This is a genomic window from Streptomyces sp. NPDC101227 (genome assembly GCF_044767545.1).
Taxonomy (GTDB): Bacteria; Actinomycetota; Actinomycetes; order Streptomycetales; family Streptomycetaceae; genus Streptomyces.
Genome location: NZ_JBIWOD010000006.1, coordinates 523,499 through 548,695 on the forward strand (window position 1 = coordinate 523,499; position 25,197 = coordinate 548,695).

Genomic DNA, 25,197 nt, shown 5'->3' on the forward strand with positions numbered 1-25,197 from the left:
GAGGTGCGGCGCCCGCTGGGCGGCAGCGACCGGGGCCAGGTCTCCGTCGAATTCCTCGGCCTGCTCCCGCTGATCGGGCTGGTCCTCGTCCTGCTGTGGCAGTGCGTGCTGATCGGCTACACCTTCTCGCTGGCCGCCAACTCCGCCGACCGGGGCGCGCGGGCCGCCGCCGCCCTCGAGAACGGCGGCCCGGGCGCCTGCCGGACCGCCGCCGAACGCGATCTGCCCGCCTCCTGGCGCAGCGGCGCCACGACCGCCTGCCACCCCGAGGCCGGGCTGTGGAAGGCCACGGTCCGCCTCAAGGTCCCGGTGCTGTTCCCCGGCGCGGCCGCCTTCCCCTGGACCGTGACCGGCTCGGCCGGCGCCGTGAAGGAGGCCCGGGACTGATGGCCGCACGCACCGCCCCCGCCCGGCGGCCCGGCCGCGACCGCGGCCAGGTCTCCATCGAATTCCTCGGCTTCCTGCCGGTGCTGCTGGCCGTCGCGCTGGCCGTGGTCCAGCTGGGCCTGGGCGCGTACGCCGTCCAGCAGGCCGGCACCGGCGCCCGCGCCGCGGCCCGTACGGCGTCCCTGGACGAGGCCGATCGCGAGGCCGATCCGGCCGCCGCGGGCCGGGCCGCGATGAGCGGCTGGATCGGCAAGGGCGCCACGATCTCGGTGTCCGGCGCCGGCACGGGCGCGGCCCGCGCCACCGCGACCGTGCACATCCCCTCCGTCATCCCCGGCGTCGACTTCGGCACCGCACGCCGCAGCGCCACCATGCCCACCCCCGCCCACGACACCCCGAACGCCGCGGCGGGCACGGACGAAGGAGCCCCGTAGTGCCGGCGCAACTGCCACCCACAGGACCAGGAGCACCACCGCGATGAGCCTGAAAGCCCGGATCGTCGCCCCCGAGCCGCCCGGCGAGGCCCGCCACGACAGCCATCTGGTCGCGGTCTACCGCGCCAAGCTGCTCGAAGAGATCGACCTCGCCGAGATGTCCTCGCTGAGCGCCGCCGAGCGCCGCTCGCGCCTGGAACGCGTCCTGGGCCACATCATCAGCCGCGAGGGCCCCGTCCTGTCCACCGCCGAACGCTCCCAGCTCATCCGCCGGGTGGTCGACGAGGCACTCGGCCTGGGCGTCCTGGAACCGCTGCTCGAGGACGCCTCCATCACCGAGATCATGGTCAACGGCCCGGACCAGGTGTACGTCGAGCGGTCCGGCCGGGTCGAGCTCCTGCCCGTACGCTTCGCCTCCCACGAGCAGCTGATGCAGACCATCGAGCGGATCGTCTCCACCGTCAACCGCCGTGTCGACGAGTCCAATCCGATGGTCGACGCCCGCCTGCCGTCCGGCGAGCGCGTCAACGTCATCATCCCGCCGCTGGCCCTCAACGGCGCCACCCTCACCATCCGCCGCTTCCCCCGCGCCTACACCCTCGCCGAACTCATCGGCATCGGCACCCTCGACGAACAGATGCTGATGCTGCTGGCGGGGCTGGTGCGCGCCAAGTTCAACGTGGTGGTCTCCGGCGCCACGGGCGCGGGCAAAACCACCCTCCTCAACGCCCTCTCCGGCCTCATCCCCGACGGCGAACGCATCATCACCGTCGAGGACGCCGCCGAACTCCAGCTCCAGCAGTCCCACGTCATCCGCCTGGAATCGCGGCCCCCGAACGTCGAGGGCAAGGGCCGCATCACCATCCGCGACCTCGTACGCAACTCCCTGCGCATGCGCCCCGACCGCATCATCGTCGGCGAGGTCCGCGGCGGCGAAACCCTCGACATGCTCCAGGCGATGTCCACCGGCCACGACGGCTCGCTCGCCACCGTCCACGCCAACAGCGCCGAGGACGCTCTGATGCGACTCCAGACCCTGGCCTCCATGTCGGACGTCAAGATCCCCTTCGAGGCCCTGCGGGACCAGATCAACAGCGCCGTCGACTGCCTCGTCCAGCTCACCCGGCACGCCGACGGCTCCCGCCGGATCAGCGAGATCGCCATCCTCGACTCGCGCGGCCACGAGGACTACCGGCTCGCGACGATCTGCCGCTTCGACGCCGAGCCGATGGGCGCCGACCGCATCGTCCACGGCGCCTTCCGCTACTTCCCGCTGCCCCGCCGGGTCGCCGAACGCCTCTTCATGGCCGGCGAACCCACCCCGCCCGCCTTCGGCGTGGCGGCCACCGACGACCAGCTCGCCACCCGGAAGGCCACGTCATGACCGGCTGGGCCCTGACCACTGCCGCAGGGGGGCCGATGACGGCCTCCGGGAACGCCCTGCCCCTGCTGGCCCTCGGCGCCACCGTGCTGTGCGGAGTGCTGGCCGTCATCGGCGTACGCGTCTACGCCACCGGCCGCGACCGGCGCCAGGCCATCGTCGACCGCCTCGCCGACGAGAGTGGACTGCCGCCCACCCGGCGCCGCCGCCGCTTCCCGTCCGTCGACCGCACCCTGCGCGGCACCCGCTTCGGCCGCCGCCTGGAGATGCGGCTGGCCGCCACCGGCCTGGACCTGACCCCCGGCGAATTCTTCGTCTACCTCCTCGCCGCGGTCATCGCGCTCTGGCTGATCGCGCAGGCCACCCTCGCCCCCTTCTTCGGCCCGATCGCCGCGCTGGTCGCCATCTGGTCCGCGTTCGCCTTCCTCAACTGGCAGCGCCAGAAGCGCATCGAGAAATTCATCAACCAGCTCCCCGAACTCTCCCGGATCCTCGCCAACGCCACCCAGGCGGGCCTCGCCCTGCGCACGGCACTGGGCATGGCCGCCGAAGAACTGGAGGCCCCCGCGGGCGAGGAGCTGGCCAAGGTCTCCGACAAGCTCGCCGTCGGCCACTCCCTCGACGAGGCCCTCGGCGAACTCGCCGAACGCCTCCCCTCCCGCGAACTCGTCGTCCTGGTCACCACCCTCGTGCTCGCCAACCGCGCGGGAGGCACCGTCGTCGGATCCCTCCGCAACCTCACCAAGACCCTCGAGGAGCGCAAGGAAACCCGCCGCGAGGTCCGCACCCAGCTCTCCCAGGTCGTCGTCACGGCCTACGTCGTACCGCTCCTGGGCATCGGCACCCTCCTCCTGATGAACCGCATCGCACCGGGCGCCATCGACCGCATGACCTCCACCTTCCTCGGCCAGCTGGCGGTCGTCGTGGCCTTCGCCCTCTACGCCCTCGGCTTCTTCTTCATCCGCCGCTTCGCCAAAATCGACGTCTAGGAACGGGTCTCGGGTACACCTATGGGAACGGGAATCGCCACCCTGCTGGCCCTCGCCTTCGCCCTCTCGGTCATCGGCATCTGCTGCGGCATCGCGCTCTACCGCCGCGAGGCCAGACTCCCTCCCGACCTCGCGCTGTCCCTGGAGGTCGGCTCGACCCGTACGACGGTCGTCGGCTCGGCCGTCGACCGCATGGGCATGCGCCACGCGCCCCTCGTCCTGCGCCTCATGGGCGGCAAACGCGTCGCGAAGATCCGCCGCCGCATCGACCAGGCCGGCAACCCCGGCGGCCTCACCGTCGACCGCTACGCCGCCCGCCGCGCCGTCTACGGCGCCCTCGGCCTCGTCGCCGCCGCGGTGATGTTCCTCCGCGACCAGCCCCTCCTCGGCGTCCTCATGCTCCTCTTCGCCTTCTTCTGGACCGAGGTCGGCATCTGGGCCGCGATCCGCCAGCGCAAGGACACCATCGAACGCACCCTCCCGGACTTCCTGGACGTCCTCGCCGTCGTCGTCAGCGCGGGGCTCGGTTTCCGCCAGGCTCTGGACCGGGTCGCGGAGAAGTACGAGGGCCCCTGGGCCGACGAACTCCGCATCACGCTCCGCCAGATGGACATGGGCGTCAGCCGCCGGGTGGCCTTCGACGAACTGCGCAAACGCAACGACTCCGAACAGGTCGCCCAATTCGTGACGGCCCTCCAGCAGGGCGAGGAACTCGGCTCACCCATCGTCGACACCCTCATCCAGATCGCCAACGACATGCGCCGCACCGACGCCCAGAACGCCCGCCGCCGCGCCACCCGCGCGGTCCCCAAGGCCACCATGGTGATCACCACCTTCATGGTCCCCGCGACGATGATCCTGCTCGTCGCCGGCTTCTTCCTGGGCTCGGGCACCAACTTCGGCTCCCTGATGGGCGACTGAACGGAGCCGTACCCATCGACCCTGGCCGTAGCCACAGGCCTCCCGTCCTGCCGCATCCTTGCGGATGCACATCGCCGCCGAAGCCTCCCTCACCAGCGCCCTGACGGCCCCGCCGCAGCCCACCGCACTCCGCGTCCGGACCCCCGCCGCAGCCGCCCGCCCAAGCCGCCGCCGCCCCCGCCACCGCCCTCACCATCCCGCTCCGAGCCGTGCCGTCACTGCCCTCCGAGGCGACCGGGGCCTGGCCGCGATACGCCCCGACCCGGCCCGCAACCACAACGCCCCGCACCCGTCGCACCCCCTCGCCCACCCGACGCCGCAGGCGGCCGGATGAGGCCGATACGCGGCCCGCTTCCCGCCAACATCTTCGCAGGAGCAACGAGTTGTGCCACAGTGGTGTCCTGGCGGCCTCCCTCGCACCCTGGTACGAGCGGGCCGGCCGGTCCACAAGGTGTCGGAGTGCCGGATGATCCCGGAGGGGGAGCGGGGGTGGCCGAGGTGCGGTTGACTGGCCGAAACGCGCCGTTGCATCGCCCGTTCATCTTCCTCACGAAGGAAGGGGTTCGGATTCCCTATTCCGGGAACCCTGTTCCGGCGTACTTTGCACGTGTCCTGAGCGCGCACCGGCGCGCCGGCACCACGGGGGCAGACCAGCCGGACCAGAGCGGGCCGGCCGCCCATGGAGGGGAAGACGATGGCGAAGCGGTTTTTGGGGAACGACCGGGGACAGACCTCGATCGAATACCTGGGCATCATCGCGGTGGTCGTGGCGATCGTGCTCGTACTGTCGACCACGGACTTCGGCAGCCAGATCGCGCACGCCATCTCGGACAAGATTTCCGACGTGGTCGGCATCTGACCGACGATCATGCCGTGACGGGTAGCATCGCGCGCCGCCGACGGCGCGACGCCGGGCAGGCCGCTCCGCTGTACATCGTGGCAGTCGGGGGCCTGCTCTTTCTCGCGTTCGCGCTCTTCGCCGTCGGCCAGGCGGCGGCCACCCGTACCGGCGCGCAAACGGCCGCCGACGCGGCCGCGGTGGCCGCGGGCCAGAAGTACCGCGAGCAGCTGAGCAAGGGCTTCCTGGCCGCGATCGGCGACGGAAGCGCCGAGGGTGACCAAACGGCCTGGGAAGACCTGTTGAACGGACGCGGAATCCCTTCGGGTGCCGCCTGCCGGAACGCGGGCTGGTTCGCGGAGCAGAACGACGCCGAGGTCTCCATGTGCACCCCGGACTCCTGGCCCACCTCGTTCGCCGTCACGATCAAGACCCGCAACACGGTGGGTGATTCGGTCATCCCCGGGACCGAGAGCAAGCACGCGACGGCCAACGCCAAGGCCGTCGTCGTACCGCGGTGTTCGCTGGCTCCCGCCCCGCCGGATGAGGACAAGAGCGGTGACGCCGGCAAAGAGAGCGAGGGAGGAAGGAACGGGAAGGGTGAAAAAGGCGGAAAGGGACAGGATGACGATCCGCCGCCCCGTGAACTCACCTGCGAAGGTAAGAACTGGACGCTGGACCGGGACAAGCCCCAGGATTTCCCCGACGCTTCCGACCTGTTCGCCGTACGCCTGGCGCACTGACCGCCCCGTATTCCCTATGCCTTTTTATCCCCATACCTCCCTATCTCGATACCCCCACTATTCCCTGATCCCCTGCATCCGCCCCCGACCCCGGTCAATCGACTCACTCGACGATCAAAGGAATCGGACCCATGAGCACTCGGCGCACCACGAAGGCCGCCAGGCGAGCGGTCGCCATGGTGAGCGCTGTCGGCCTGGCGCTCGTTGTCGCCGGCTGCGGTGGTGACAACGGCGGATCCCGGACCATGGGGGGCAAGAAGCCGTCGGCCAGGAGCACCACCGCCCCGAAGGACAGCGGCCGCGGCACTCCGGCGGCGGAATCCGACGCGGTGATCGCCGAGATGAAGGGGCCGGACGGGGTCATCGTCAGGCTGCACTCCGTCGTGCGCGACTCCGGAGGCTTCGTCACGGTCAGCGGTACGGTGACCAACGGCGGCACTCGCGTCTTCAACGCCATCGACTGGCGTTCCAACGAGACCGAGATGCAGTCCCGTTCTTCCCTCTCCGGTGCCACGCTCGTCGACAAGGCCGGGAAAAAGAGGTACTTGGTGCTGCGTGACACCAATAACGAATGCCTGTGTACGACGGGCTTGAGCGGACTGCGGCCGGGCGCCAGCAGCCCGATTTTCGCGCAGTTCCCGGCGCCGCCGGCCAAGGTGACCGAGGTCGATTTCAATTTGCCGACCTTGCCGCCGGCCAGCGTCGAGATCACGGATTGAGCCGGCCCATGACCGAGACGCCCCCAGCGACCCGACGTTCGCGGACCGCCTACGCCACGCGCACGGCCATCACCGCATGCCTGGCGCTGCTGCTGACCGCGGCGCTGTCCGTGCCGGTGGCCCAGGCCGACCCGCCCGGCATCACCGAGAACTCCGACCCCCCGGTCAAGATCGACCCCAACGACCCCGACCTCCGCATGGTCCAGGGCGCCAAGCTCGCCCCCTCCAAGGTCCTCAACATCAAGTCCATCGTGGAGACCGACGACGGCTCCGAGCGCCGCCAGGACACCAACGACAACGTGACCTTCTCGCTCCAGGCCGAGGTCCTCTTCGGCAAGGACAGCGCCAAACTCTCCCCCGACGCGCTCTCCCGCATCGACACCATCGCCACCGAGGTCAAGAAGCAGAACGCATCCCGCCTACGGGTCTTCGGCTTCACCGACAACCTCGGTTCGGCGACCCACGGCCTGACGCTGTCCAAGCAGCGGGCCAACGCCGTCCAGCGCGAACTGGCCAACGACCTCGGCTCATCGGTGTCGTTCGAGATCCGGGGCTACGGCGAGCAGTACCCGATCGCCGACAACGCCACCGAGGCGGGCCGCAAGAAGAACCGCCGGGTCGAGGTCAGCTTCCCGCGCACCGGGTCGTGAGGTACGAGGCATGAGCGGCCGCTGATCGCCGTCCTTTCCGCCTGCCGAGATCACGTAATTCGGCAGGCAGGGCAAGCTGCCGCATCTCCAGCAAACTAGAGTATTCCGTCGGAAAGTTGACGGCTAAAAAGATTCAGATATGTCATCGCTCTGCACTGAGTTGCGCCTGTCCCCCACTTCTCCGCCGCCGCGGCCGAGAAATCGCCAAACCGGCCCACGCACCCCCGAACTGCACATACGTCGAGTCGCGTTTCGCTCAACAGGTATGGGCTCGTCAGGAAATTCAGGTCGTCGCGAGCAGCCTGCGTGCACTTGAGCTCAACGCATCACCAATGAAATGCAGTGCACGAAGGCAAGGCGCGGAACAGGTGGCAGTGCGGGCCTGGATCGGTCATCTCCGTACGTCGGGACCCGCGGTCCGGGACCAACCGTCCCGCACCGCGGGTTCTTTGCCGGCCGTGCGGCGTGGTCAGCCGGCCGGGCCGTCCGGCTCCACCGTGAGGCGAAGGCCCGCCCGCACTCCCCACTTCGCCATCGCCCCCGCCTCCGCCTCCACGACGTGCCGGGCGCGCAGGCGCGGGCGGCCCAGCCGGCCGGGGGACATGGTGCGTACGGCCAGTACGGTCAAGTCCCGGCTCAGGTAGGCGACATCGATGGCGAACCGCATCCGGAAGGTGTGCACCCCGCTCGCCGGGGACAGCAGCAGCGCCCCCTCGATCCCGTCGCGGCCCAACAGGCCGCGGGCGCGGGCCCGGTAGGACGTCGCGATCTCCAGCGGGATGCCGGTGCCGAGCTCGGTTCCGGTGCCGGCGTCCGCGCTGTGGAGCAGTCCGGTGCCGTTCTGCCAACGTGCCATGCCCGTCGTTCTATCAGCCGTCGTGAGAGACGGGTAAGGGCGAGCCCCGCGCGCGGTCACGTCTAGGGTCGACGCATGTCGGTGCTGCTGATGGTTCTCGCCGCCGCCTACGGGGCCGCGGCCGGGCTGCTGATACCTCGGCCCGTTCATCGGATGGCCGTCGAGCCCGAGGAGGAGTGGCGGGCGGCCTGTCCCGGCGGGCATGTGATCGCGGGGGCGGCGCGGGGATGGCTGGGCAGGGGACGGTGTCCGGAGCCGGGGTGCGGGGTGTACGGGCCGGGGGCGCTGCCGTCGGCGGGGGGCACCGCGCTGGTCTGCGCGGCGCTCGCGGCGGCCACCGGAGCGCGGCCCGAGCTCGCCGTCTGGCTGGCGATGGCGCCGGTCGCGGTGCTGCTGGTGGCCGTCGACCGCCAGGTGCGGCGCCTCCCGGACGTGCTGACGCTGCCGCTCGCGGTCGTGGCGGCCGGGGCGCTGGGGCTCGTCGGCGCGATGACGGGGGAGACCGGGGCGTGGCGGCGGGCGCTGCTGGGCGGGCTGGCGCTGGGTGTGTTCTATCTCCTGTTGTTCGCCGTCAATCCGGGGGGCATCGGCCTGGGTGACGTCAAGCTGGCGTTCGCGCTGGGCATCGCCCTTGGGTGGTACGGCTGGCGCACCGTCGTCACCGGCGGCGCGGCAGGAGTGCTGATCGGCGCCGCCTACGGAGCGGCGGTGATGCTGGTCAGGAGGGGTGGCCCGAAGGTCATGCCATTCGGGCCATTCATGATCATTGGGGCATTCGGCGGGCTGCTCCTGGGGGCCGCGGCCCGGGGCTGAGGGCCGCCCGCCCCGGTCCGCGCGGCCCGGCGGGCTCCGCCGCCGGTGGGGCGCGGCGCGCCGCGAAAGAACGCGGTGCACGCATCACGCCTCCTCCGGGGTTATGGTGGAAACCCCCCCTCGGGCCGGTCCGTAACCCCCCCCACGGACCGGCCCGCTTTTTGTTGCCCCGGGGCGGGCCGCCCGGCTTTCCGGACGCACCACCAACCGCAACCCACTGCGGCCCCTGCCCCGCCCCCCCCCGCGACGTACGGGGCTAGCCCCGCCTCGCCCAGATGTTCACGCCCTCCGTCGACGTCGCGAACCGCTCGATCTCGGCCAGTTCCGTATCCGTCAGCTCGGGGCCGTCGAGCGCCGCGACATTGGCCTCCAGCTGGGCGACGCTGCTGGCGCCGATCAGCGCGGAGGTCATCCGCTCGTCGCGCAGCACCCAGCGCAGGGCGAGCTGCGCCAGCGACTGGCCGCGCCGGGCGGCGATGTCGTGGAGGCCGCGCAGGCGCCCCACGACGTCCTCGGACAGCAGATCCGGATCCAGGGACTTGCCCTGGGAGGCCCGCGAGCCCTCGGGGATGCCGTGCAGGTATTTGTCGGTGAGCATGCCCTGTGCCAGCGGCGCGAAGGAGATGCAGCCCATGCCCTCGGCCTCGAGGGTGTCCAGCAGGGCGTCGTCCTCGGTCCAGCGGTTGATCATCGAGTACGAGGGCTGGTGGATCAGCGCCGGGACGCCCATCTGGCGCAGAAGGCCGGCCGCCTCACGGGTCTGCTCGGCGTTGTACGAGGACACGCCCGCGTACAGCGCCTTGCCCTGGTGGACCGCGGACGCCAGCGCGCCCATGGTCTCCTCGAGCGGGGTGTGGGGGTCGAAGCGGTGCGAGTAGAAGATATCGACGTAATCGACGCCCATCCGCTTCAGTGACGCATCCAATGACGAGAGGAGGTATTTCCGCGAACCCCATTCACCGTACGGCCCGGGGTGCATCAGATATCCGGCCTTCGTGGAGAGAATCATCTCGTCGCGGTAGGGCCGGAAGTCCTGCGCGAAGATCTTGCCGAAGTTCAGCTCGGCGGACCCGGGCGGCGGGCCGTAGTTGTTGGCCAGGTCGAAGTGGGTGATGCCCAGGTCGAAGGCCCGGCGCAGGATCGCCCGCTGGGAGGCCAGGGTGCGGTCGTCACCGAAGTTGTGCCACAGTCCGAGGGAGATGGCGGGGAGTTTCAGACCGCTGCGGCCGGTGCGCCGGTACTGCATGGAGTCGTAGCGCGAATCCACGGCGCGGTAGTCAGATGTGCCAGTCATGCTCATCTCCCTATCACGTACTTGTGACACACCTGATTGGGCCGTCGACACACCCGAGAAGTAAAGTTGCCCCCTTGAGGCGACGGGGCGATGGCCATTTCGGCACGGAGGGGCTGGACCACATATGACGCGATCTTCCGGGGTGCGCATCCCTTATCCGCCCGCACTGCGCAATCTGGTCTACCGGCTGTACGCGCGGCGGGTGGAGGGCCGCCTGGACCACGACCAGGTGCCCAAGCACATCGGCGTCATCCTGGACGGCAACCGCCGCTGGGCGCGGGCCGACGGGCGGACCACCGAGCAGGGCCACCAGGCGGGCGCGGCCAAGATCAGCGAGCTGCTGGGATGGTGCGCGGAGACCGATGTGGAGGTCGTCACGCTCTGGCTGCTGTCGACGGACAACCTCGACCGGCCCGAGGACGAGCTGACCCCGCTGCTGGGCATCATCGAGAACACCGTGCGCGGCCTGGCCGCCGACGGCCGCTGGCGGGTCCACCACGTCGGCAACCGCGATCTGCTGCCCGAGGCGACGCAGCGGGTACTCAAGGAGTCCGAACAGGCCACGCTCGAGAACAAGGGCATCCTGGTGAACGTCGCGATCGGCTACGGCGGCCGCCAGGAGATCGCCGACGCGGTGCGCTCGCTGCTGCTGGACCACGCCGAGCGCGGCACCTCATTCGAGGAGCTCGCCGAGATCGTCGACATCGACCTGATCTCCGAGCACCTCTACACCCGTGGCCAGCCCGACCCGGACCTGGTGATCCGCACCAGCGGCGAGCAGCGGCTGTCGGGCTTCATGCTCTGGCAGAGCGCCCATTCGGAGTACTACTTCTGCGAGGTCTTCTGGCCGGCCTTCCGCAAGGTCGACTTCCTGCGCGCGCTGCGCGACTACGCGGCCCGGCACCGCCGTTACGGCTTCTAGGGGACGGTCGAACGCATCCCGTAGGGGATGGGAGCGCCCCCTGCGGGCCATAACGAGGCGGGGCGGGAGGGGTATTCCCGGGCCCGTCAGGCTCCCGGGCTCGCCGTCCCCGATCTCCCGGGCCGGCCGTCCTCGGGCTGCCGGGTTCGCCCTTCCCGGGCTCCGGGCCCGGGGGACGCGCGGCGAGGCGCAGCCCGCTGAAGCCCGGCGCGGCCCGGTGAGACGCGGCGTAACGCGGCCCGGTGCGCCCCCGGTGAAGCCCGCTGCCGCCCGGCGAGACGCATCCCGATGCAGCCCGGCGCCACCCGACTGGGTGCCACCCTGCGAGACATCGCCCGCTCCACCCGGCGAGATGCCGCCCGGCGCCACCCGACTGGGTGCCACCCTGCGAGACATCGCCCGCTCCACCCGGCGAGATGCCGCCCGGCGCCACCCGGTTGGGGGGCACCCCTGCGGGAAGCCGCCGGCTTCGCGCGACGAGACGCCGCCCGGCGCCACCCGACTGGGGGGTCATCACCCGGCGAGACGTCGCCCGGCGCCACCCGGCTGGGGGTCACCCGGCGAGACGCCGCTCGGCACCACCCGGTTGGGCGCCACCCCGGCGAGAAATCGCCCGCGCCGCCCGACGAGACGCATCTCGGTGCGGCCCGATGCACCCCGGCGCCACCTGACGAGACGCATCCCGGCGCACCCGGATGCACCCCGGCATCCCCCGGCGGGAACGCCGCCCGGCGCCGCCCCGGGCGGCGAGCCGTGGCGCCGCCGGGCTCCGGAGGCCGTAACCAAAGGTTCATCAAGCGTGTGTCATATGCCGTGGCATGGGGGCGGGTCATCGAGGGAATATCCCTTGCAGGTCGGCGTCCGGAACAAGACATCGGGCGCCGTATCTCAGCGGACGGCATGGGGTCGTCCGCCCGGGAGGCCCTTTGCACATCACGGACGATCGTGCGGACCGCACGGACGACGCGAAGGGCCGGCGTTCGGCCCGTGCAACGTGGCCTGAAGCCGGTCCTGTCCCCCGCGACGCCGTCGCACCCCAACCTCATCCGAGGGGGTTCGTCCACCCGTGGTGAACAGCAACAAGCGCCGTGAGAACGGCCGGCGCACCTACGTTCTCGACACCAGTGTCCTTTTGGCGGATCCAGGCGCCATGTCCCGCTTCGAGGAGCACGAAGTCGTCCTTCCGGTCGTCGTCGTCACGGAGTTGGAGGCCAAGAGGCACCACCCCGAGCTCGGCTACTTCGCACGGCAGGCCCTCCGTCTGCTGGACGAGTACCGGGTCCAGTACGGGAGGCTGGACGCCCCCATCCCCATCGGCGGGCTCGGCGGCAGCCTCCGGGTCGAGCTGAACCACTCCGACCCCGGCATCCTGCCCGCCGGCTTCCGTCTCGGTGACAACGACTCCCGGATCCTCGCGGTGGCCCGCAATCTGCAGGCCGAGGGCTATGACGTCACGGTCGTCTCCAAGGACCTGCCGCTGCGCATCAAGGCGTCCTCGGTGGGGCTGCTGGCCGAGGAGTACCGCGCCGAGCTGGCGATCACCGACTCCGGCTGGACGGGCATGGCCGAACTGGCCATCTCCGCTGACCAGGTGGACGATCTGTTCGCCGCCGAGTTCGCCGACGTACCGGGCGCGGAGGAATTTCCGGTGCATACCGGACTGGTCCTCCAGTCCGAGCGCGGCAGGGCGCTCGGCCGGGTCACCGCGGACGGCGGGGTCCGGCTGGTGCGCGGCGACCGGGAGGCGTTCGGGATCCACGGCCGCAGCGCCGAGCAGCGGATCGCGCTGGATCTGCTGCTGGACCCGGAGGTCGGCATCGTCTCGATGGGCGGCCGGGCCGGTACGGGCAAGTCGGCGCTGGCGCTGTGCGCGGGCCTGGAGGCCGTGCTGGAGCGCCAGCAGCACCGCAAGGTGATGGTCTTCCGGCCGCTGTATGCCGTCGGCGGGCAGGAGCTGGGATACCTGCCGGGCAGCGAGGCCGAGAAGATGAGCCCCTGGGCGCAGGCCGTCTTCGACACGCTGTCCGCGGTGACCAGTAAAGAGGTCATCGAAGAGGTGGTGGGGCGCGGCATGTTGGAGGTGCTGCCGCTCACGCACATCCGCGGGCGGTCGCTGCACGACGCGTTCGTCATCGTCGACGAGGCCCAGTCGCTGGAGCGGAACGTCCTTTTGACGGTTCTGTCCCGTATCGGCGCCAACTCCCGCGTCGTCCTGACGCATGACGTCGCACAACGGGACAATCTGCGGGTCGGGCGGTACGACGGCGTGGTCGCGGTCGTCGAGAAGCTGAAGGGGCATCCGCTCTTCGCGCACGTCACCCTCAACCGCTCCGAGCGGTCGCCGATCGCCGCACTGGTGACCGAAATGCTGGAGGACGGCAGGATCTGACCCGTTGTGAACCACCGCGCCGCCCGGCGAAGCGAAGGAGCTTAGCCGGGCGGCGCGCGTGTGCGCGGGGATATCCGAAAATACTGGGGCGTAAACGAGGTGTGAGCTTTCACACCCGGCCGGGAATTGATTCGCGGCGGCGGGTTCGGGCAGAGTCTGGGTCCTGTCAGGCCCCGCATACGGCACCACCAGCATCCTCAGAGGTGCGGAACAACCGAACTTCATAGCGAGTCGCCGTATGCCGCCCGAGCACCACGCGGACCCCCGAGGGGGACGTACCGGGCCAGTGCCTCCCGTGACCAGCCGGTCCCGCCCGCTCAACTGGGTCCGGAACAAGGGGAGACCAGCGCCAGGGGCACGATTGCGTCCGCGAGGTCACCTATGCGGACGATGCTGGAAGGAAAACGTGTGAGCCGGATCTCGGTCCGGGGATTCGCCGTGGCATCCGCCACCGCGGTCACCACCGTCGGCGCCGTCGTCGGCGTCGCCGCAGGGCAGCCCGCCTCGGTCAACGCCGAGGCCACCGCTGCCGATGCGACGATCGCTGACATCCCCGCGGGCGCACAGGCCCAGGTGCAGACGGCTTCCCTGACGCAGCAGGCGGACGACGCATCCACCCAGGCGGACGCGGCATCCCTGAAGTCGGCGCAGGAAGCCGCCCGTAAGGCAGCCGCGGAGACCGCGCAGTCCAAGAAGGACGCGGCGGACGAGGCCAAGGCGAAGAAGGAAGCCGACGCGCGCAAGAAGAAGGAGCTGGCCGCGTCCCGCTCCGCAGAGCGCGACGTCAGCGACCTTCTCGGCAAGAGCTCGTACACCATCGCCGAGACCCAGTCCCTCGCGCGCGGCATGATGGCCGGCGACCAGTTCCAGTGCTTCAGCAACATAGTGGACCACGAGTCCGGCTGGAACTACCGCGCCACCAACGCCTCCTCCGGTGCATACGGACTGGTCCAGGCCCTGCCGGGCTCGAAGATGTCGTCGGCCGGTTCCGACTGGCAGACCAACCCGGCAACCCAGATCAAGTGGGGCCTGAACTACATGAACGACCGCTACGGCAGCCCCTGCGGCGCCTGGTCGTTCTGGCAGGCCAACAGCTGGTACTAGGCCGTACCGGCAGCCATCGGGTCATACCGGCGGCGCCCAGTACTTGCGAAACCCCCGACTGCGTCAGCGTCGGGGGTTTCGCGCATCCGGCACAGGTAACGTCGTGCCGTCAGGTGTGGCGCAGGGGAGGGGAAGAGGAAGCAACATGTCCAGATTGCCTCAGTGGGTCGGCGGCCTCGGCACCGGTCTGACGCGGCTCGCGCAGCGGCTCGAGGAGCAGCGCCGCCGGGCGGAGGCCGCGGCGGAGAACGGCGACCCGGAAGAACTGAGGCGTGCCGAGTACGCGCCCGACGGCGTCCCCGCGCGGCCCTCCTACGCACCGGCCGCCGCGATGGCCGCGGATGGCTCGGCCGGACCGCTCACCGCCACCCGTACCGCCCTGCCGGACGCCCCGGCGGCCGTCGACGGTGTCCCGCGGGCGGCCGCGCAGGGCGAGCCGTCCCCCGCCGCCCCGCCGCCCGACTCCGTCCCCGCGCCGCCCTCCTACGCGCCCGCCGTCGCGGCCCGCCCGGATCCCGTCGCGGCGGTGCCGTGGGGCGTACGGGTCGCCGCCGAGGTCGGCTGGCGGCTTCTGGTGCTGGCCGGGACGCTGTGGGTGCTGGCCCGGGTCATCACCACCATCGAGCTGGTGGTGCTGTCCTTCATCGCGGCCATGCTGATCACCGCGCTGCTGCAGCCCACCGTGGCCTGGCTGCGCCATCGCGGGCTGGCCCGCGGGCTGGCGACCGCGCTGACGTTCATCGGCGGCTTCGTTGTCATGGGCCTGGTCGGCTGGTTTGTGGTCTGGCAGGTCCAGGACAACGTCGACTCGGTCTCCAGCCGTATCCAGGAGGGCATCACCGAACTCAAGGGCTGGCTGCTGAAGAGCCCGTTCCATGTGACCGAGAGTCAGATCAACCACATCGCCAAGAACCTGCAGGACGCGATCGGCGCCAACACCGAAGCGATCACCTCGGCCGGGCTGGAGGGCGTCACCGTCATCCTCGAGGTGTTCACCGGCATCCTGCTGGCGATGTTCACCACGCTGTTCCTGCTCTACGACGGCCGCCGCATCTGGACCTGGGTGCTCAAGCTCGTACCGGGCGCGGCCCGTGAGGGCGTGGCGGGCGCGGGGCCGCGGGCCTGGCGGACGCTGACCGCCTACGTCCGCGGCACGGTCATCGTCGCCCTGATCGACGCCATCTTCATCGGCATCGGGCTGTGGGTCCTCGACGTACCGCTGGCCGTCCCCCTCGCGGTCTTCATCTTCCTCTTCGCGTTCATCCCCCTGGTGGGCGCGGTGGTCTCGGGCGCCCTGGCCTGTGTGGTCGCGCTGGTCACCCAGGGCGTCTTCGCGGCCCTGATGGTGCTGGCGATCGTCCTGGCCGTCAATCAGATCGAGGGCCATGTCCTGCAGCCGTTCATCCTGGGCCGCGCGGTACGGGTCCATCCCCTCGCCGTGATCCTCTCGGTCGCCTCCGGCAGCCTGATCGCGGGCATCGGCGGGGCGGTCGTCGCCGTCCCCCTGGTGGCGGTCACCAACACGGTCGTCGGCTATCTCCGCTCGTACTCCAAGGAGCAGGCGCTGCGGATGATGCCGGGACCGCACGGCGCCACCGCGCTCGGGGCGGCGTCCACGGAGCGACGTCCGGAGGCCGGCAGCCGCGCGGAGGCCGGCGGGTAGGGCGGCGCCCGCCCCGCATGAACCCCGCAGAACGCAGGAACCCCGCAGACGAATCTGCGGGGTTCCTGCGTTCTGCGGGTGCCGGGGAGTTACTCCGCCAGCGTGGCCTCGGCGTCCAGCGTGGCGGCCACGGCCTGCAGGACGGAGGCGATCTTGACGGCCTCGAGGATCGTCTCGCGGTCCACGCCCGCCTTGCGGAGCACCTGCTCGTGCGAGTCCAGGCACAGACCGCAGCCGTTGATGGCCGAGACGGCCAGCGACCACAGCTCGAAGTCGACCTTCTCCACGCCCGGGTTGCCGATGACGTTCATCCGCAGACCGGCACGGAGGTTGCCGTACTCCGGGTCCGACAGCAGGTGCCGGGTGCGGTAGAAGACGTTGTTCATCGCCATGATGGCGGCGGCGGACTTGGCCGCCTTGTACGCCTCGGCGGAGAGGTTCGCCTTCGCCTCGGGCTCCAGCTCACGCAGCACCTTCGGCGACCGCGAGGCGATCGCGCAGGCCAGCACCGTGCCCCACAGCTGCTGCTGCGGCAGGTCGCTGTTGCCGATCACCGAACCGAGGTTCAGCTTCAGGTCCTTGGCGTAGTCCGGTACCGCGGACTTGAGCTCATCGAGAGCCATGTCGGATCAGCCTTCCGTTCAGAGGTCAGTTCACTCGCCGGAGAGGAGCGCGACCGGGTCGAGGGTGTCCTCGCCCTTGGACCAGTTGCAGGGGCACAGCTCGTCGGTCTGCAGGGCGTCCAGAACCCGCAGGACCTCCTTGGGGTTACGGCCGACGGAGCCGGCGGTCACCATCGTGAACTGGATCTCGTTGTTCTGGTCGACGATGAAGACGGCGCGCTGCGCGAAGCCGTCCTCGCCCTCGATGCCCAGGTCACGCATGAGCTCGTGCTTGGAGTCCGCGAGCATCGGGAAGGGCAGGTCGGTCAGGTCCGGGTGGTCCTTGCGCCAGGCGTGGTGCACGAACTCGGAGTCACCGGAGAAGCCGAGGATCTGCGCGTCGCGGTCGGCGAACTCCTCGTTCAGCTTGCCGAACGCGGCGATCTCGGTGGGGCACACGAAGGTGAAGTCCTTGGGCCACGCGAAGACGATCTTCCACTTGCCCTCGTAGGTCTTGTGGTTGATCTGCTCGAATTCCTGGCCGGACTCGAGCGAGACGCAGGCGGTCAGGTCGAACTCGGGGAACTTGTCACCGACAGTGAGCACGCGCTCTCCTTGCAGCGGGGGGAAAAGCCAACAGAATTGCCCCTTTTGGGGGTTTGAGTGGCTTTCCTTGGGGCTTGGACGGTTCACACAGTGCCACAGCAGCCATTGATCAGGGAAATAGCTAGACTGGTTGATGTTGATCGGAGGTGGTTATCAGTGGCTTCACCAGTGAGCGGCGGCGGCCGGCCCCGCCAGCCCAGCCTGGCCCAGCTGCGGGCGTTCGCGGCGGTGGCCGAGCATCTGCACTTCCGCGAGGCGGCCGCCGAGATCGGCATGAGCCAGCCCGCGCTGTCCGGTGCGGTCTCCGCGCTGGAGGAGGCGCTCGGCGTACAGCTTCTGGAGCGTACGACCCGCAAGGTGCTGCTCTCGCCCGCGGGGGAGCGGGTGGCCGCGCGCGCCCGTACGGTCCTGGAGGCGGTCGGCGATCTGATGGAGGAGGCGGAGGCGGCCCGCGCCCCCTTCACCGGCGTCCTGCGCCTCGGCGTCATCCCGACCGTCGCGCCGTACCTCCTGCCGACGGTCCTGCGGCTCACCCACGGCTCGTACCCGGACCTCGACCTCCAGGTGCACGAGGAACAGACCGCCTCCCTGATCGAAGGCCTCACTCAGGGCCGCCTCGACCTGCTGCTCCTCGCCGTCCCCCTCGGCGTCCCGCAGATCACCGAACTCCCCCTCTTCGACGAGGACTTCGTCCTGGTCGCCCCCAAGGAGCACTGGCTGGGCGGCCGCGCCGACATTCCCCGGCAGGCGCTGAGGGAACTCGATCTCCTGCTGCTGGACGAGGGTCACTGCCTGCGCGATCAGGCCCTCGACATCTGCCGCGAGGCGGGCCGGGAGGAGGGCGCCCCGGTGACGACGAGCGCGGCCGGACTGTCGACGCTGGTCCAGCTCGTGGCCGGCGGCCTCGGGGTGACGCTGCTGCCGCGTACGGCGCTGCGCGTGGAGACGGCTCGTAATGATCTGCTGACGACCGGCCATTTCGCCGATCCCCAGCCGTCGCGCCGCATCGCCGTCGCCATGCGTACGGGCACGGCCCGCCAGGCGGAATTCGAGGAGTTCGCGGGGGCGTTGCGGGAGGCGATGCGGTTGCTGCCGGTGCGGGTGGTGGAGGGCGGTTAGGGGCGGCCCGCCGCAAGGATGGCCTCGGCGTCGAGGGTGATCTCGGCACCGATGGAGTCGGGGAGGGCGACCCGCTGCCCCGGCGCGTGGATCTGGTGATTGCGGTACTCGTTGGCGAACGGGTCGGTCAGGACGTGGATGCGGTCCTTCTTGCGGTCGATGATGACGTAGACAGGGATCTTGGCGATGGCGTAGGCGGCGACCTTCGACTTGAGGTCGTTGTTGAAATTGGAAGACGTGACCTCCAGGGCCATGCGGAAGATCGCCGGGTCGTAGCAGTTGTGCTCGATGAGGTGATCGCGGAAGTCGGCGTCCACGATGGCGAGGTCGGGGACGGCGTAGTCATAGGGGCCATCGGGGAGCCAGACGCCCGCGCCCTGGGCCACCTGTGTTTCCGGGCCGTGGGCCGCCGCCAACGCGAACGTGAGGTTGGTCAGTGCTACGGAGTGGGGGAGATCGGGCGGCGGTGTCACGGTGATTGATTCCCCAATGATCTCGATGCGGTAGCCGGGAAGCTTCTCGGCGATCAGATCCGCTTCCTGGAGCAGCGTGCGCTCGCTCTCACAGGGGTGCTCGACCGCTGCGGCAGACATGGCGCCTCCTAGTGGCTCGTATCGAGGCCATCATCGTAGGCAGAGGCACCCCCATACGTCTTGTAAGACCACGTTCACCCGTTCGAGATGGTGGGCGCCGGCCGCAGTCGATCGGGGCGGCTCCCCGTCACTCCGTGCGCAGGCCCTCCGGCCGCATCAGCCGCCAAAGGAACGGCAGGGAAAGGGCGGTGACGCCCAGGATGACGGTGGCGGCCGTGCCGGTGAGGGTGAGGATGGCGGGCCACTCGGGTTGCAGGGTGCGGCCCGCCATGTGGACGAGGAGGGTGCCCAGGGAGAGGCCGCAGGTGAGGGCCAGGGCGAGGCCGAGGGCGACGGGGAGGGCGGTCTGCCACAGGACGGAGCGGCCGAGGACGGCACGGGGGGTGCCGAGCGCGTCGAGGTGGGACAGGAGGCGGGCGCGGTCGTGGAGTTGTTCCAGGGTGGTCAGCAGCAGGCCGCAGCCGATCAGGAGGAGGACGGCGACGGCGCCGGCGGTCAGGCTGCCGCGGGTGAGGCTCAGGACGTCGTCGTCATCCGTGTTGCCGTAGTCGCCGGGCACCACGTCGATGCGGAGGTCGATCCGGGCGGCGGCGTTGCGTACGTGGTCGATGGCGTCGGGGCGGTCCGGGTCGAGGCGCAGCAGGGTGCTGACGGCGGGACGGCGCAGCAGGGTGGCGTCCAGGGCGCCGGGCGTGGCGAGCAGTCCGGGGCCGGTGAGCCAGGGCGGGGCGGAGCGGCGGCCGGCGACATGGCGGGCGGTGGCCGGGACCGTCCAGACGGCGGGGCGGCGGTGTGCGGTCTGGCTGCCGACCGGGTCGAGGGCCAGCCGCTGCCCCGGGTGCGGGATCTCGTATGCGCCGTCCTTGACGAGGAAGGCGTCGCCGTCGGAGCAGGAGGCGATCCGGGCCAGTTCGCGGAGGGTGGCGCAGTCGGCGACGGTCAGGGGGTAGGGCTCGGGGTCGGCGTCCGGCGCGGCGGGGGCGTGCGGACCGCGCGCCGGGCCCGCGTACGACGTGATCAGGCCGTGGGTGGCGCGCACGCCGTCGGCCGCGGACAGCCGGGCGTGCATGGCGGCGGCGCGGGCGGCGGGCACGGCGCCGTCGCGGGCCTGGACGGTGGTCCACCGGGTCCGGAGGAGTTCCGGCGCGTCCTGGATGCCGACGCCGGTCAGCAGCAGCTGTACGGCGATGGCGCCGGCCACCGCCACGGTGATCCCGCTGACCGAGCGGGCGGCGGTGGTGCCGGTCAACTCCAGTCTCCGTACGGCGAGTTGCCAGGCCTGGCTGCCCCGTCCGGAGCGGCCCAGCCGGGCCACCGCGGCATCCAGCAGCCAGGGCAGCAGCGCCGCGACGCCCAGCAGCAGGAGGGAGGTGCCGACGATGGTCTGGATGGTGGCGGCGTCGCCGGCGGAGAGCCCCCCGATCGCCTGCGGCAGCAGGAGCGCGACCCCGGCGGCCGGCAGCAGCGGCCGCCACCACAGCCTGCGGCGCAGCGGCGGAGCCGTACGGGTCACGCCCAGCGGTTCGACGGTGACCCGCCGCATGGTGAGGAGCGTGACGCCGACCGCGCAGCACGGGACGGCCAGGGCGACAAAGGCCGTCAGCACGGCGTTCGGTATGACGTCGGAGGGGAAGACGCCGAGGTCGGCGAGGGTGAGGGTGGAGAGCGGGAGGCGCGCGGCGAGGAAGAGCGCGGCGCCGGCGAGCAGGCCGAGCAGGGCGCCGGCCAGCGCCTCGCCGGCGGCGATCCGGCGGGTGGTGGCCCGGTCGGCGCCGACGAGGCGGAGGGCGGCCAGCCGCCCGTCGCGGCGCTCCCCGCCGAACCGCACCGCGGTCGCGATGAAGACGGCGACCGGCGTGAGCAGGGCGACGCAGCCCACGACGATGGCCAGGACGATCAGCGGGCCGGCGTCGAACCCGTTGTTCCGCGCCCCGAAGCCGGTGATCCGCTCGATGTCCTCGCCGGGGCCGCGCAGCGCGTCGGTGCCCGCCCAGAAGAAGAGTTCGCCGGGGTGGGTCAGGCCCGCGTCGCCGATCCGGCCGGTGATCCGCAGATGCGGGAAGCGGTCCTTGAGGAGCGCGCCCTCGGGGGAGGCCAGCAGGTCGGCGAGGGCAGGGGAGACGGCCATCTCGCCGGGGCGGGGAATCCGCGACAGACCCGGCGGAACGGGAGCGTGCGGGCCCTCCGCCCGTACGGCCCGGCCGCGGACCGGCGTATCGCGGTAGCCGCTGCTCACCCTGGTGATCAGCAGGGTGCGGTCCGTGGGGCCCGATCCCGCGGCGGCGGGCACCGTGGAGCGGGCGCCGTCGCGGGCCATGGCGGCGTTCATGGCGTTGGGGATGGCGGCCGCGAGCAGCAGGACGGCCACGCCCAGTCCGACGCCGAGCGCCGTCAGGGCCGTACGGATGAAGCCCTTGCGGCCGCCGGTCACGGCGAACCGGGCGCCCATCGCCAGATCGCGGCACCACCGGACGGCCCGCGGCGCCCGGCCCCGGGCCGGTGTCGCGGGCGGTATCGGTGCCGGCCCGGGTATCGGCGTCGGTGTCGGCACGCTCACTCCGTTCGCAGTCCGTCAGGCCGCATCATCCGCCACAGCGGCGGCAGGCTGAGCAGCGTGACGAAGAGGATCACGCCGGCGCCGATGCCGGCCATCCCGGCGACCACCAGCCAGTCCACGGTCACCGAGCTGTCGATCATGGTGAGCAGCAGCGTCCCCAGCGCGAGCCCGCAGCCGAGCGCGAGGCCCAGCCCCAGGACGACCGGGAGGGCGGTCCCCCACAGAACCGACCAGCCCAGGGTGGTGCGGCGGATGCCGTGGGCGTCGAGGGCGGACAGCAGCCGGCGGCGTTCGTGGAGCTGCTCGACGGTGGAGATGACCAGGCCCGCGCCGATCAGCAGCAGCGTGATGACGGAGCCGATGAAGATGGCGCTGCGGACGCTGGAGAGCTGCTGGTCATGGGGGTTGTCCAGGAAGGAGTACTCGCGCAGGGTCGGGTCGAAGCGGGCCGCGGTGTTGCGGATGCGCTCGAGGGCGTCCGGGGTGCCGCGGTCGAAGTCGACCTGGATCTCCATGAGGGGGGCCGGGAGCCGGGCCGGGTCGAGCGCGGCGGGCGTGGCCAGCACGTCGTACGGGGCGGGGAAGGGGCCGGGGCCGTCGCCGGGGGAGGCGAGGCGGGCGGTGCGGGCCGTCGCGGGGATCTTCCAGGGGCGCGGGGCCGGCGCCGGGGTGCCGTCGGCGACCGGCGGAGCGAGGTCGAGGGCCGCTCCGGGCGCGAGCGGCGGCCGGCCGGCCTTCCCGCTCCGCGCGTCCGTCACGAAGACATCGCCGTCGCGGCAGGAGGGCAGGCGGGCCAGCCGTCGCAGCTCGGCGCAGCTGCCGATGCCCACGTTCGCGCCCCCGGCGGCGCCCTCACCCTGCCGGGGCAGCCGGTCGACCGGCGCGTCGATGACGCCGCGCACGGCGCTCACCCCGGGCGTGGCCCGCAGCGCGCCGAGCGCCCGCCGGGCGTGCGGCCAGTCCCCCGCCTCGGCCCAGTAGCCGACCCGCGGGAGCTTGCCGGACTTGGCGTACGCGGCGGCGTAACCGGCCTGCATCCCGGTCATGAGCATATGGACCGCGATGGCGCCTGCCACCGCGACGGTGATGCCGCTGACCGCGCGGGTGGCCGGGCCGCTGCTCAGCTGGAGGCGCCGGACGGCCAGCTGCCAGGGCACCGGCCCGCCGCGCAGCCGCCCGACGACCGCGTCGACCAGCCAGGGCAGCAGCGCCGTCACCCCGAACAGCAGCAGCATCGAACCGGCCGCGAGACGCAGGGTGTTGAGGCCGGTGTCGGTCCAGGGCCCCGACCACGACAGCGGCAGCAGCAGCACGGTGCCCAGAGCGGGCAGCGCCAGCCGCCACAGCAGCCGGCGGCGCAGCGGCGGGCGCCTGCGGACGATGCCGAGCGGTTCGACGGTGATGCCGCGCTGCGCGATCAGCGTCACCAGCACCGCGGCCGTCGGGACGAGGACGGCGACGGCCGCGGCGGCGAGCGTGCCCGGCGCCACGTCCGCGGGGAAGACGTTGACGTCCCACAGGGTGATCGGCGACGCGAACTGCCGGCCGCCCAGGAACAGCACGGCGCCCCCGGCCAGCCCCAGCAGCGAGCCGAACAGCGCCTCGCCGGAGGCGATCCGGCGGGTGGTGCGGACGTCGGCACCGATCAGGCGGAGCGCGGCCAGCCGCTGCTCGCGGCGTTCGTTGCCGAACCGCAGGGACGTGCCGATGAGGACCATCACCGGCATCATCAGCGCCACACACGTCATGATCACGAGCAGGACGACGGGCGCCCGCATCGGCGGCGAATCCCAGGCCTTGCCGAAGTGGTCGATGCGGTAGCCGGCGCTCTCGCGCAGGGCGACGGGCCGGGCGACATAGGTGAGTTCCTGCGGGCCGAGCAGGCCCTCGTCCCCGATGACACCGGCCACGGAGTACGGCAGCCGCTCGCGCAGCAGCGCGCCGCCGGGGGAGTCCAGCAGCTCCTTGAGGGCGGGCGAGACGATCATCCGGCCGGGCCCGGGGAGGCGGCGGATGCCCGGCGGTACGGGGGGATGCGCGCCGTCGGGGCGTACCAGGCGGCCGCGGATCTGCGTGCCGTGGAAGACGGTGTCCGCCGAGGTGTAGAGCGTGGTGTTGTCGGCGGCCTTCGGCGGGTGCTCCTGGCCGAGGTTCTCGCGCGCCTTCTCCCGGCCGTGCCAGGCGGCCGTCAGGGACGGTACGGACGCCCCGAGCAGCAGGACGGCCACGCCGAGGGCGACGCCGAGCGCCGTCAGGGCGGTACGGATCCAGCCCTCGCGCCCGCCGCCGGCCGCGAACCGCATCCCCATCGCCAGGTCCCGGGCCCACTCGTGCACGGCCGGGCCCCGGGCCCGGACCGGGGGGCCGGTGCGGGCTCCGCCCGATGAGCTCATCGGCACGGACGGCTCATCGCAAGCCCGCCAGCATGTCCTTCACCTTGCCGTCGCGGACGACGATCTCGCGGTCGGAGTAGGCGGCGACCCGGGACTCGTGGGTGACCAGCACGACCGCGGCGCTGGTGTCGCGGGCGGCGTCGGTCAGCAGGGTCAGCACCCGTTCGCCGTTGAGGGAGTCCAGGGCGCCGGTGGGCTCGTCGGCGAAGATCACGCGCGGGCGGGTGGCGAGGGCGCGGGCGACCGCGATCCGCTGGCTCTGGCCGCCGGAGAGCTCACCGGGCCGCTGACCCTGTACGGCCTCGACCTCGAGCCGTTCCAGCCACTCCCGCGCCTGCCGTTCGGCCTCCTTGCGTTTGGTGCCGTTCAGCCGCAGCGGCAGCGCGACGTTCTCCAGCGCGGTCAACTCCGGTACCAGCTGGCCGAATTGGAAGACGAAGCCGAAGTCGGAGCGGCGCAGGGCGCTGCGCTGGGCGTCGCTGAGGCGGGTCAGGTCGTGCGGGCCGTAGCGGACGCTGCCGGAGTCCGGGCCGATGATTCCGGCGAGGCAGTGCAGCAGCGTGGACTTGCCGGAGCCGGAGGGGCCCATGACGGCGACCACCTCGCCGGGGTGGATGGAGAAGTCGGCGCCGTCCAGCGCGGGCGTCGCCCCGTACGCCTTGTGCAGTCCCTCGGCCGAGAGCAGGGATCCCTCGGGCGTCATGCCCTGACCGTCTCTGCCAGCCGGTCCAGCCGGGCGGCGGTCAGCTCCAGCCAGCGCAGATCGGCCTCCAGGTGGAACAGCGCGTGATCGCAGATCAGCTGGTCGGCGAGGTCGCCGCCGCGCTTGCGCTCGGTCAGTCCGCGCATCAGCCGCAGATGCTCGGCGCGCTGGGTGTCCAGCAGCTCGGCGGCGTTGCGGTCGGTCAGCAGTGCCAGCACGATCTTGGTGTAGAGCGTGGACTGGAGGTAGGGCTCGGGCTTCTCGGGGCGGGCGAGCCACTGGGCGACGTCCGTGACGCCGGCGTCCGTGATCGCGTACCGCTTGCGTTCCGGTCCCGCGCCGGCCTCCACGGCGTCCACCTCGACCAGGCCGTTCTTCAGCAGCCGGGACATCGTGGAGTAGACCTGGCCGTAGTGCAGCGGCCGGTCCTGCCCGAAGTGCTCGTCGAAGGCCCGCTTGAGGTCGTAGCCATGGCGGGGGCCGGACTCCAGAAGGCCCAGCAGCGTATGACCGATTGACAT

General features: G+C 71.5%; 24 protein-coding genes. 15 read left to right on the top strand and 9 right to left on the bottom strand.

The window, feature by feature from the left end:
- Positions 1-3: 3 nt before the first annotated feature.
- The 9 genes from ACIRPT_RS17440 to ACIRPT_RS17480 all read left to right on the top strand — a co-directional run bounded on the left by ACIRPT_RS17440 (position 4) and on the right by ACIRPT_RS17480 (position 7,062).
- A complete protein-coding gene (locus ACIRPT_RS17440) occupies positions 4-387 on the top strand; it encodes a TadE/TadG family type IV pilus assembly protein (RefSeq protein ID WP_403827842.1) in 384 nt (127 codons plus the stop codon).
- Entirely contained in the window at positions 387-821 is a 435-nt protein-coding gene (locus tag ACIRPT_RS17445) for a TadE/TadG family type IV pilus assembly protein (RefSeq protein WP_403500775.1), read from the top strand. The genes ACIRPT_RS17440 and ACIRPT_RS17445 overlap by 1 nt, the downstream gene beginning before the upstream one ends.
- Before the next feature lie 43 nt (positions 822-864).
- On the top strand, positions 865-2,205 hold the full coding sequence (locus ACIRPT_RS17450; protein ID WP_403827844.1) for a CpaF family protein: 1,341 nt from the start codon (positions 865-867) through the stop codon (positions 2,203-2,205).
- Between the two features lie 35 nt (positions 2,206-2,240).
- Positions 2,241-3,191 (top strand): type II secretion system F family protein, encoded by a 951-nt coding sequence (locus ACIRPT_RS17455; RefSeq protein ID WP_403827846.1) that lies wholly within the window; start codon positions 2,241-2,243, stop codon positions 3,189-3,191.
- A 21-nt stretch (positions 3,192-3,212) separates the two neighbouring features.
- Positions 3,213-4,112 (top strand): DUF5936 domain-containing protein, encoded by a 900-nt coding sequence (locus tag ACIRPT_RS17460; RefSeq protein WP_403827848.1) that lies wholly within the window; start codon positions 3,213-3,215, stop codon positions 4,110-4,112.
- A gap of 694 nt (positions 4,113-4,806) precedes the next feature.
- Positions 4,807-4,971, top strand: a complete 165-nt coding sequence (locus tag ACIRPT_RS17465; RefSeq protein ID WP_403827850.1) for a hypothetical protein — start codon at positions 4,807-4,809, stop codon at positions 4,969-4,971.
- 14 nt (positions 4,972-4,985) lie between these two features.
- Positions 4,986-5,693 (top strand): pilus assembly protein TadG-related protein, encoded by a 708-nt coding sequence (locus tag ACIRPT_RS17470; protein WP_403827852.1) that lies wholly within the window; start codon positions 4,986-4,988, stop codon positions 5,691-5,693.
- Positions 5,694-5,824: 131 nt separating this feature from the next.
- On the top strand, positions 5,825-6,412 hold the full coding sequence (locus tag ACIRPT_RS17475) for a hypothetical protein (protein ID WP_403827854.1): 588 nt from the start codon (positions 5,825-5,827) through the stop codon (positions 6,410-6,412).
- Positions 6,413-6,420: 8 nt separating this feature from the next.
- On the top strand, positions 6,421-7,062 hold the full coding sequence (locus tag ACIRPT_RS17480; RefSeq protein WP_403827856.1) for an OmpA family protein: 642 nt from the start codon (positions 6,421-6,423) through the stop codon (positions 7,060-7,062).
- A 469-nt stretch (positions 7,063-7,531) separates the two neighbouring features.
- Here the strand turns inward: ACIRPT_RS17480 and ACIRPT_RS17485 are convergent, their stop codons facing one another.
- Positions 7,532-7,918, bottom strand: coding sequence for a DUF192 domain-containing protein (locus ACIRPT_RS17485; RefSeq protein WP_403827858.1), 387 nt, complete (start codon positions 7,916-7,918; stop codon positions 7,532-7,534).
- 75 nt (positions 7,919-7,993) lie between these two features.
- On the opposite strand from ACIRPT_RS17485, the gene ACIRPT_RS17490 reads away from it, so the two are divergent.
- Positions 7,994-8,731 carry a prepilin peptidase gene (locus tag ACIRPT_RS17490; RefSeq protein ID WP_403827860.1) on the top strand — a complete coding sequence of 246 codons (738 nt, stop codon included), beginning with the start codon at positions 7,994-7,996 and terminating at the stop codon, positions 8,729-8,731.
- 256 nt (positions 8,732-8,987) lie between these two features.
- Here ACIRPT_RS17490 and mgrA read toward each other — a convergent pair whose 3' ends face one another.
- Positions 8,988-10,025: an L-glyceraldehyde 3-phosphate reductase gene (gene mgrA, locus ACIRPT_RS17495; protein WP_403827862.1), complete on the bottom strand. Its 1,038-nt coding sequence runs from the start codon at positions 10,023-10,025 to the stop codon at positions 8,988-8,990.
- A gap of 124 nt (positions 10,026-10,149) precedes the next feature.
- Between mgrA and ACIRPT_RS17500 the strand changes: the two genes are divergently transcribed.
- From ACIRPT_RS17500 to ACIRPT_RS17515, 4 genes are all read left to right on the top strand, one after another.
- Positions 10,150-10,947 carry an isoprenyl transferase gene (locus ACIRPT_RS17500; protein ID WP_403500799.1) on the top strand — a complete coding sequence of 266 codons (798 nt, stop codon included), beginning with the start codon at positions 10,150-10,152 and terminating at the stop codon, positions 10,945-10,947.
- 1,066 nt (positions 10,948-12,013) lie between these two features.
- Positions 12,014-13,336 (top strand): PhoH family protein, encoded by a 1,323-nt coding sequence (locus tag ACIRPT_RS17505; RefSeq protein WP_403500802.1) that lies wholly within the window; start codon positions 12,014-12,016, stop codon positions 13,334-13,336.
- A gap of 408 nt (positions 13,337-13,744) precedes the next feature.
- Positions 13,745-14,440 (top strand): transglycosylase SLT domain-containing protein, encoded by a 696-nt coding sequence (locus ACIRPT_RS17510; protein ID WP_403500804.1) that lies wholly within the window; start codon positions 13,745-13,747, stop codon positions 14,438-14,440.
- Positions 14,441-14,585: 145 nt separating this feature from the next.
- Positions 14,586-16,103: an AI-2E family transporter gene (locus tag ACIRPT_RS17515; RefSeq protein ID WP_403827865.1), complete on the top strand. Its 1,518-nt coding sequence runs from the start codon at positions 14,586-14,588 to the stop codon at positions 16,101-16,103.
- A gap of 89 nt (positions 16,104-16,192) precedes the next feature.
- On the opposite strand, the gene ACIRPT_RS17520 is transcribed toward ACIRPT_RS17515, so the two are convergent.
- Together ACIRPT_RS17520 and ACIRPT_RS17525 are read right to left on the bottom strand one after the other, a co-directional pair.
- Positions 16,193-16,726 carry an alkyl hydroperoxide reductase gene (locus tag ACIRPT_RS17520; RefSeq protein ID WP_403827867.1) on the bottom strand — a complete coding sequence of 178 codons (534 nt, stop codon included), beginning with the start codon at positions 16,724-16,726 and terminating at the stop codon, positions 16,193-16,195.
- Between the two features lie 30 nt (positions 16,727-16,756).
- A complete protein-coding gene (locus tag ACIRPT_RS17525) occupies positions 16,757-17,311 on the bottom strand; it encodes a peroxiredoxin (protein WP_403827869.1) in 555 nt (184 codons plus the stop codon).
- 156 nt (positions 17,312-17,467) lie between these two features.
- Here ACIRPT_RS17525 and ACIRPT_RS17530 point away from each other — a divergent pair, with 156 nt between their 5' ends.
- Positions 17,468-18,430, top strand: a complete 963-nt coding sequence (locus ACIRPT_RS17530) for a LysR substrate-binding domain-containing protein (protein ID WP_403500815.1) — start codon at positions 17,468-17,470, stop codon at positions 18,428-18,430.
- Here ACIRPT_RS17530 and ACIRPT_RS17535 read toward each other — a convergent pair.
- The 5 genes from ACIRPT_RS17535 to ACIRPT_RS17555 all read right to left on the bottom strand — a co-directional run bounded on the left by ACIRPT_RS17535 (position 18,427) and on the right by ACIRPT_RS17555 (position 25,197).
- Complete coding sequence (locus tag ACIRPT_RS17535) at positions 18,427-19,023, bottom strand: Uma2 family endonuclease (protein WP_403500818.1); 597 nt, start codon at positions 19,021-19,023, stop codon at positions 18,427-18,429. The two genes, ACIRPT_RS17530 and ACIRPT_RS17535, sit on opposite strands and share 4 nt — an antisense overlap.
- Before the next feature lie 127 nt (positions 19,024-19,150).
- Positions 19,151-21,574, bottom strand: a complete 2,424-nt coding sequence (locus tag ACIRPT_RS17540; RefSeq protein ID WP_403827872.1) for an FtsX-like permease family protein — start codon at positions 21,572-21,574, stop codon at positions 19,151-19,153.
- Between the two features lie 2 nt (positions 21,575-21,576).
- Positions 21,577-23,973 (bottom strand): FtsX-like permease family protein, encoded by a 2,397-nt coding sequence (locus ACIRPT_RS17545; protein WP_403827966.1) that lies wholly within the window; start codon positions 23,971-23,973, stop codon positions 21,577-21,579.
- Between the two features lie 13 nt (positions 23,974-23,986).
- Positions 23,987-24,676, bottom strand: coding sequence for an ABC transporter ATP-binding protein (locus ACIRPT_RS17550; RefSeq protein ID WP_403827874.1), 690 nt, complete (start codon positions 24,674-24,676; stop codon positions 23,987-23,989).
- Entirely contained in the window at positions 24,673-25,197 is a 525-nt protein-coding gene (locus ACIRPT_RS17555; RefSeq protein WP_403500827.1) for a PadR family transcriptional regulator, read from the bottom strand. Before ACIRPT_RS17555 ends, ACIRPT_RS17550 begins: the two co-directional genes overlap by 4 nt.

Excerpts from the sequence above, each read along its gene's own strand:
- mgrA (WP_403827862.1), bottom strand. The coding sequence starts at position 10,025 with ATGACTGGCACATCTGACTACCGCGCCGTGGATTCGCGCTACGACTCC.
- ACIRPT_RS17475 (WP_403827854.1), top strand. The coding sequence starts at position 5,825 with ATGAGCACTCGGCGCACCACGAAGGCCGCCAGGCGAGCGGTCGCCATG.
- ACIRPT_RS17545 (WP_403827966.1), bottom strand. The coding sequence starts at position 23,973 with ATGAGCTCATCGGGCGGAGCCCGCACCGGCCCCCCGGTCCGGGCCCGG.
- ACIRPT_RS17490 (WP_403827860.1), top strand. The coding sequence starts at position 7,994 with ATGTCGGTGCTGCTGATGGTTCTCGCCGCCGCCTACGGGGCCGCGGCC.
- ACIRPT_RS17555 (WP_403500827.1), bottom strand. The coding sequence starts at position 25,197 with ATGTCAATCGGTCATACGCTGCTGGGCCTTCTGGAGTCCGGCCCCCGC.
- ACIRPT_RS17515 (WP_403827865.1), top strand. The coding sequence starts at position 14,586 with ATGTCCAGATTGCCTCAGTGGGTCGGCGGCCTCGGCACCGGTCTGACG.
- ACIRPT_RS17500 (WP_403500799.1), top strand. The coding sequence starts at position 10,150 with ATGACGCGATCTTCCGGGGTGCGCATCCCTTATCCGCCCGCACTGCGC.
- ACIRPT_RS17520 (WP_403827867.1), bottom strand. The coding sequence starts at position 16,726 with ATGGCTCTCGATGAGCTCAAGTCCGCGGTACCGGACTACGCCAAGGAC.
- ACIRPT_RS17465 (WP_403827850.1), top strand. The coding sequence starts at position 4,807 with ATGGCGAAGCGGTTTTTGGGGAACGACCGGGGACAGACCTCGATCGAA.
- ACIRPT_RS17460 (WP_403827848.1), top strand. The coding sequence starts at position 3,213 with ATGGGAACGGGAATCGCCACCCTGCTGGCCCTCGCCTTCGCCCTCTCG.
- ACIRPT_RS17445 (WP_403500775.1), top strand. The coding sequence starts at position 387 with ATGGCCGCACGCACCGCCCCCGCCCGGCGGCCCGGCCGCGACCGCGGC.
- ACIRPT_RS17450 (WP_403827844.1), top strand. The coding sequence starts at position 865 with ATGAGCCTGAAAGCCCGGATCGTCGCCCCCGAGCCGCCCGGCGAGGCC.
- ACIRPT_RS17535 (WP_403500818.1), bottom strand. The coding sequence starts at position 19,023 with ATGTCTGCCGCAGCGGTCGAGCACCCCTGTGAGAGCGAGCGCACGCTG.
- ACIRPT_RS17480 (WP_403827856.1), top strand. The coding sequence starts at position 6,421 with ATGACCGAGACGCCCCCAGCGACCCGACGTTCGCGGACCGCCTACGCC.
- ACIRPT_RS17550 (WP_403827874.1), bottom strand. The coding sequence starts at position 24,676 with ATGACGCCCGAGGGATCCCTGCTCTCGGCCGAGGGACTGCACAAGGCG.
- ACIRPT_RS17455 (WP_403827846.1), top strand. The coding sequence starts at position 2,241 with ATGACGGCCTCCGGGAACGCCCTGCCCCTGCTGGCCCTCGGCGCCACC.
- ACIRPT_RS17485 (WP_403827858.1), bottom strand. The coding sequence starts at position 7,918 with ATGGCACGTTGGCAGAACGGCACCGGACTGCTCCACAGCGCGGACGCC.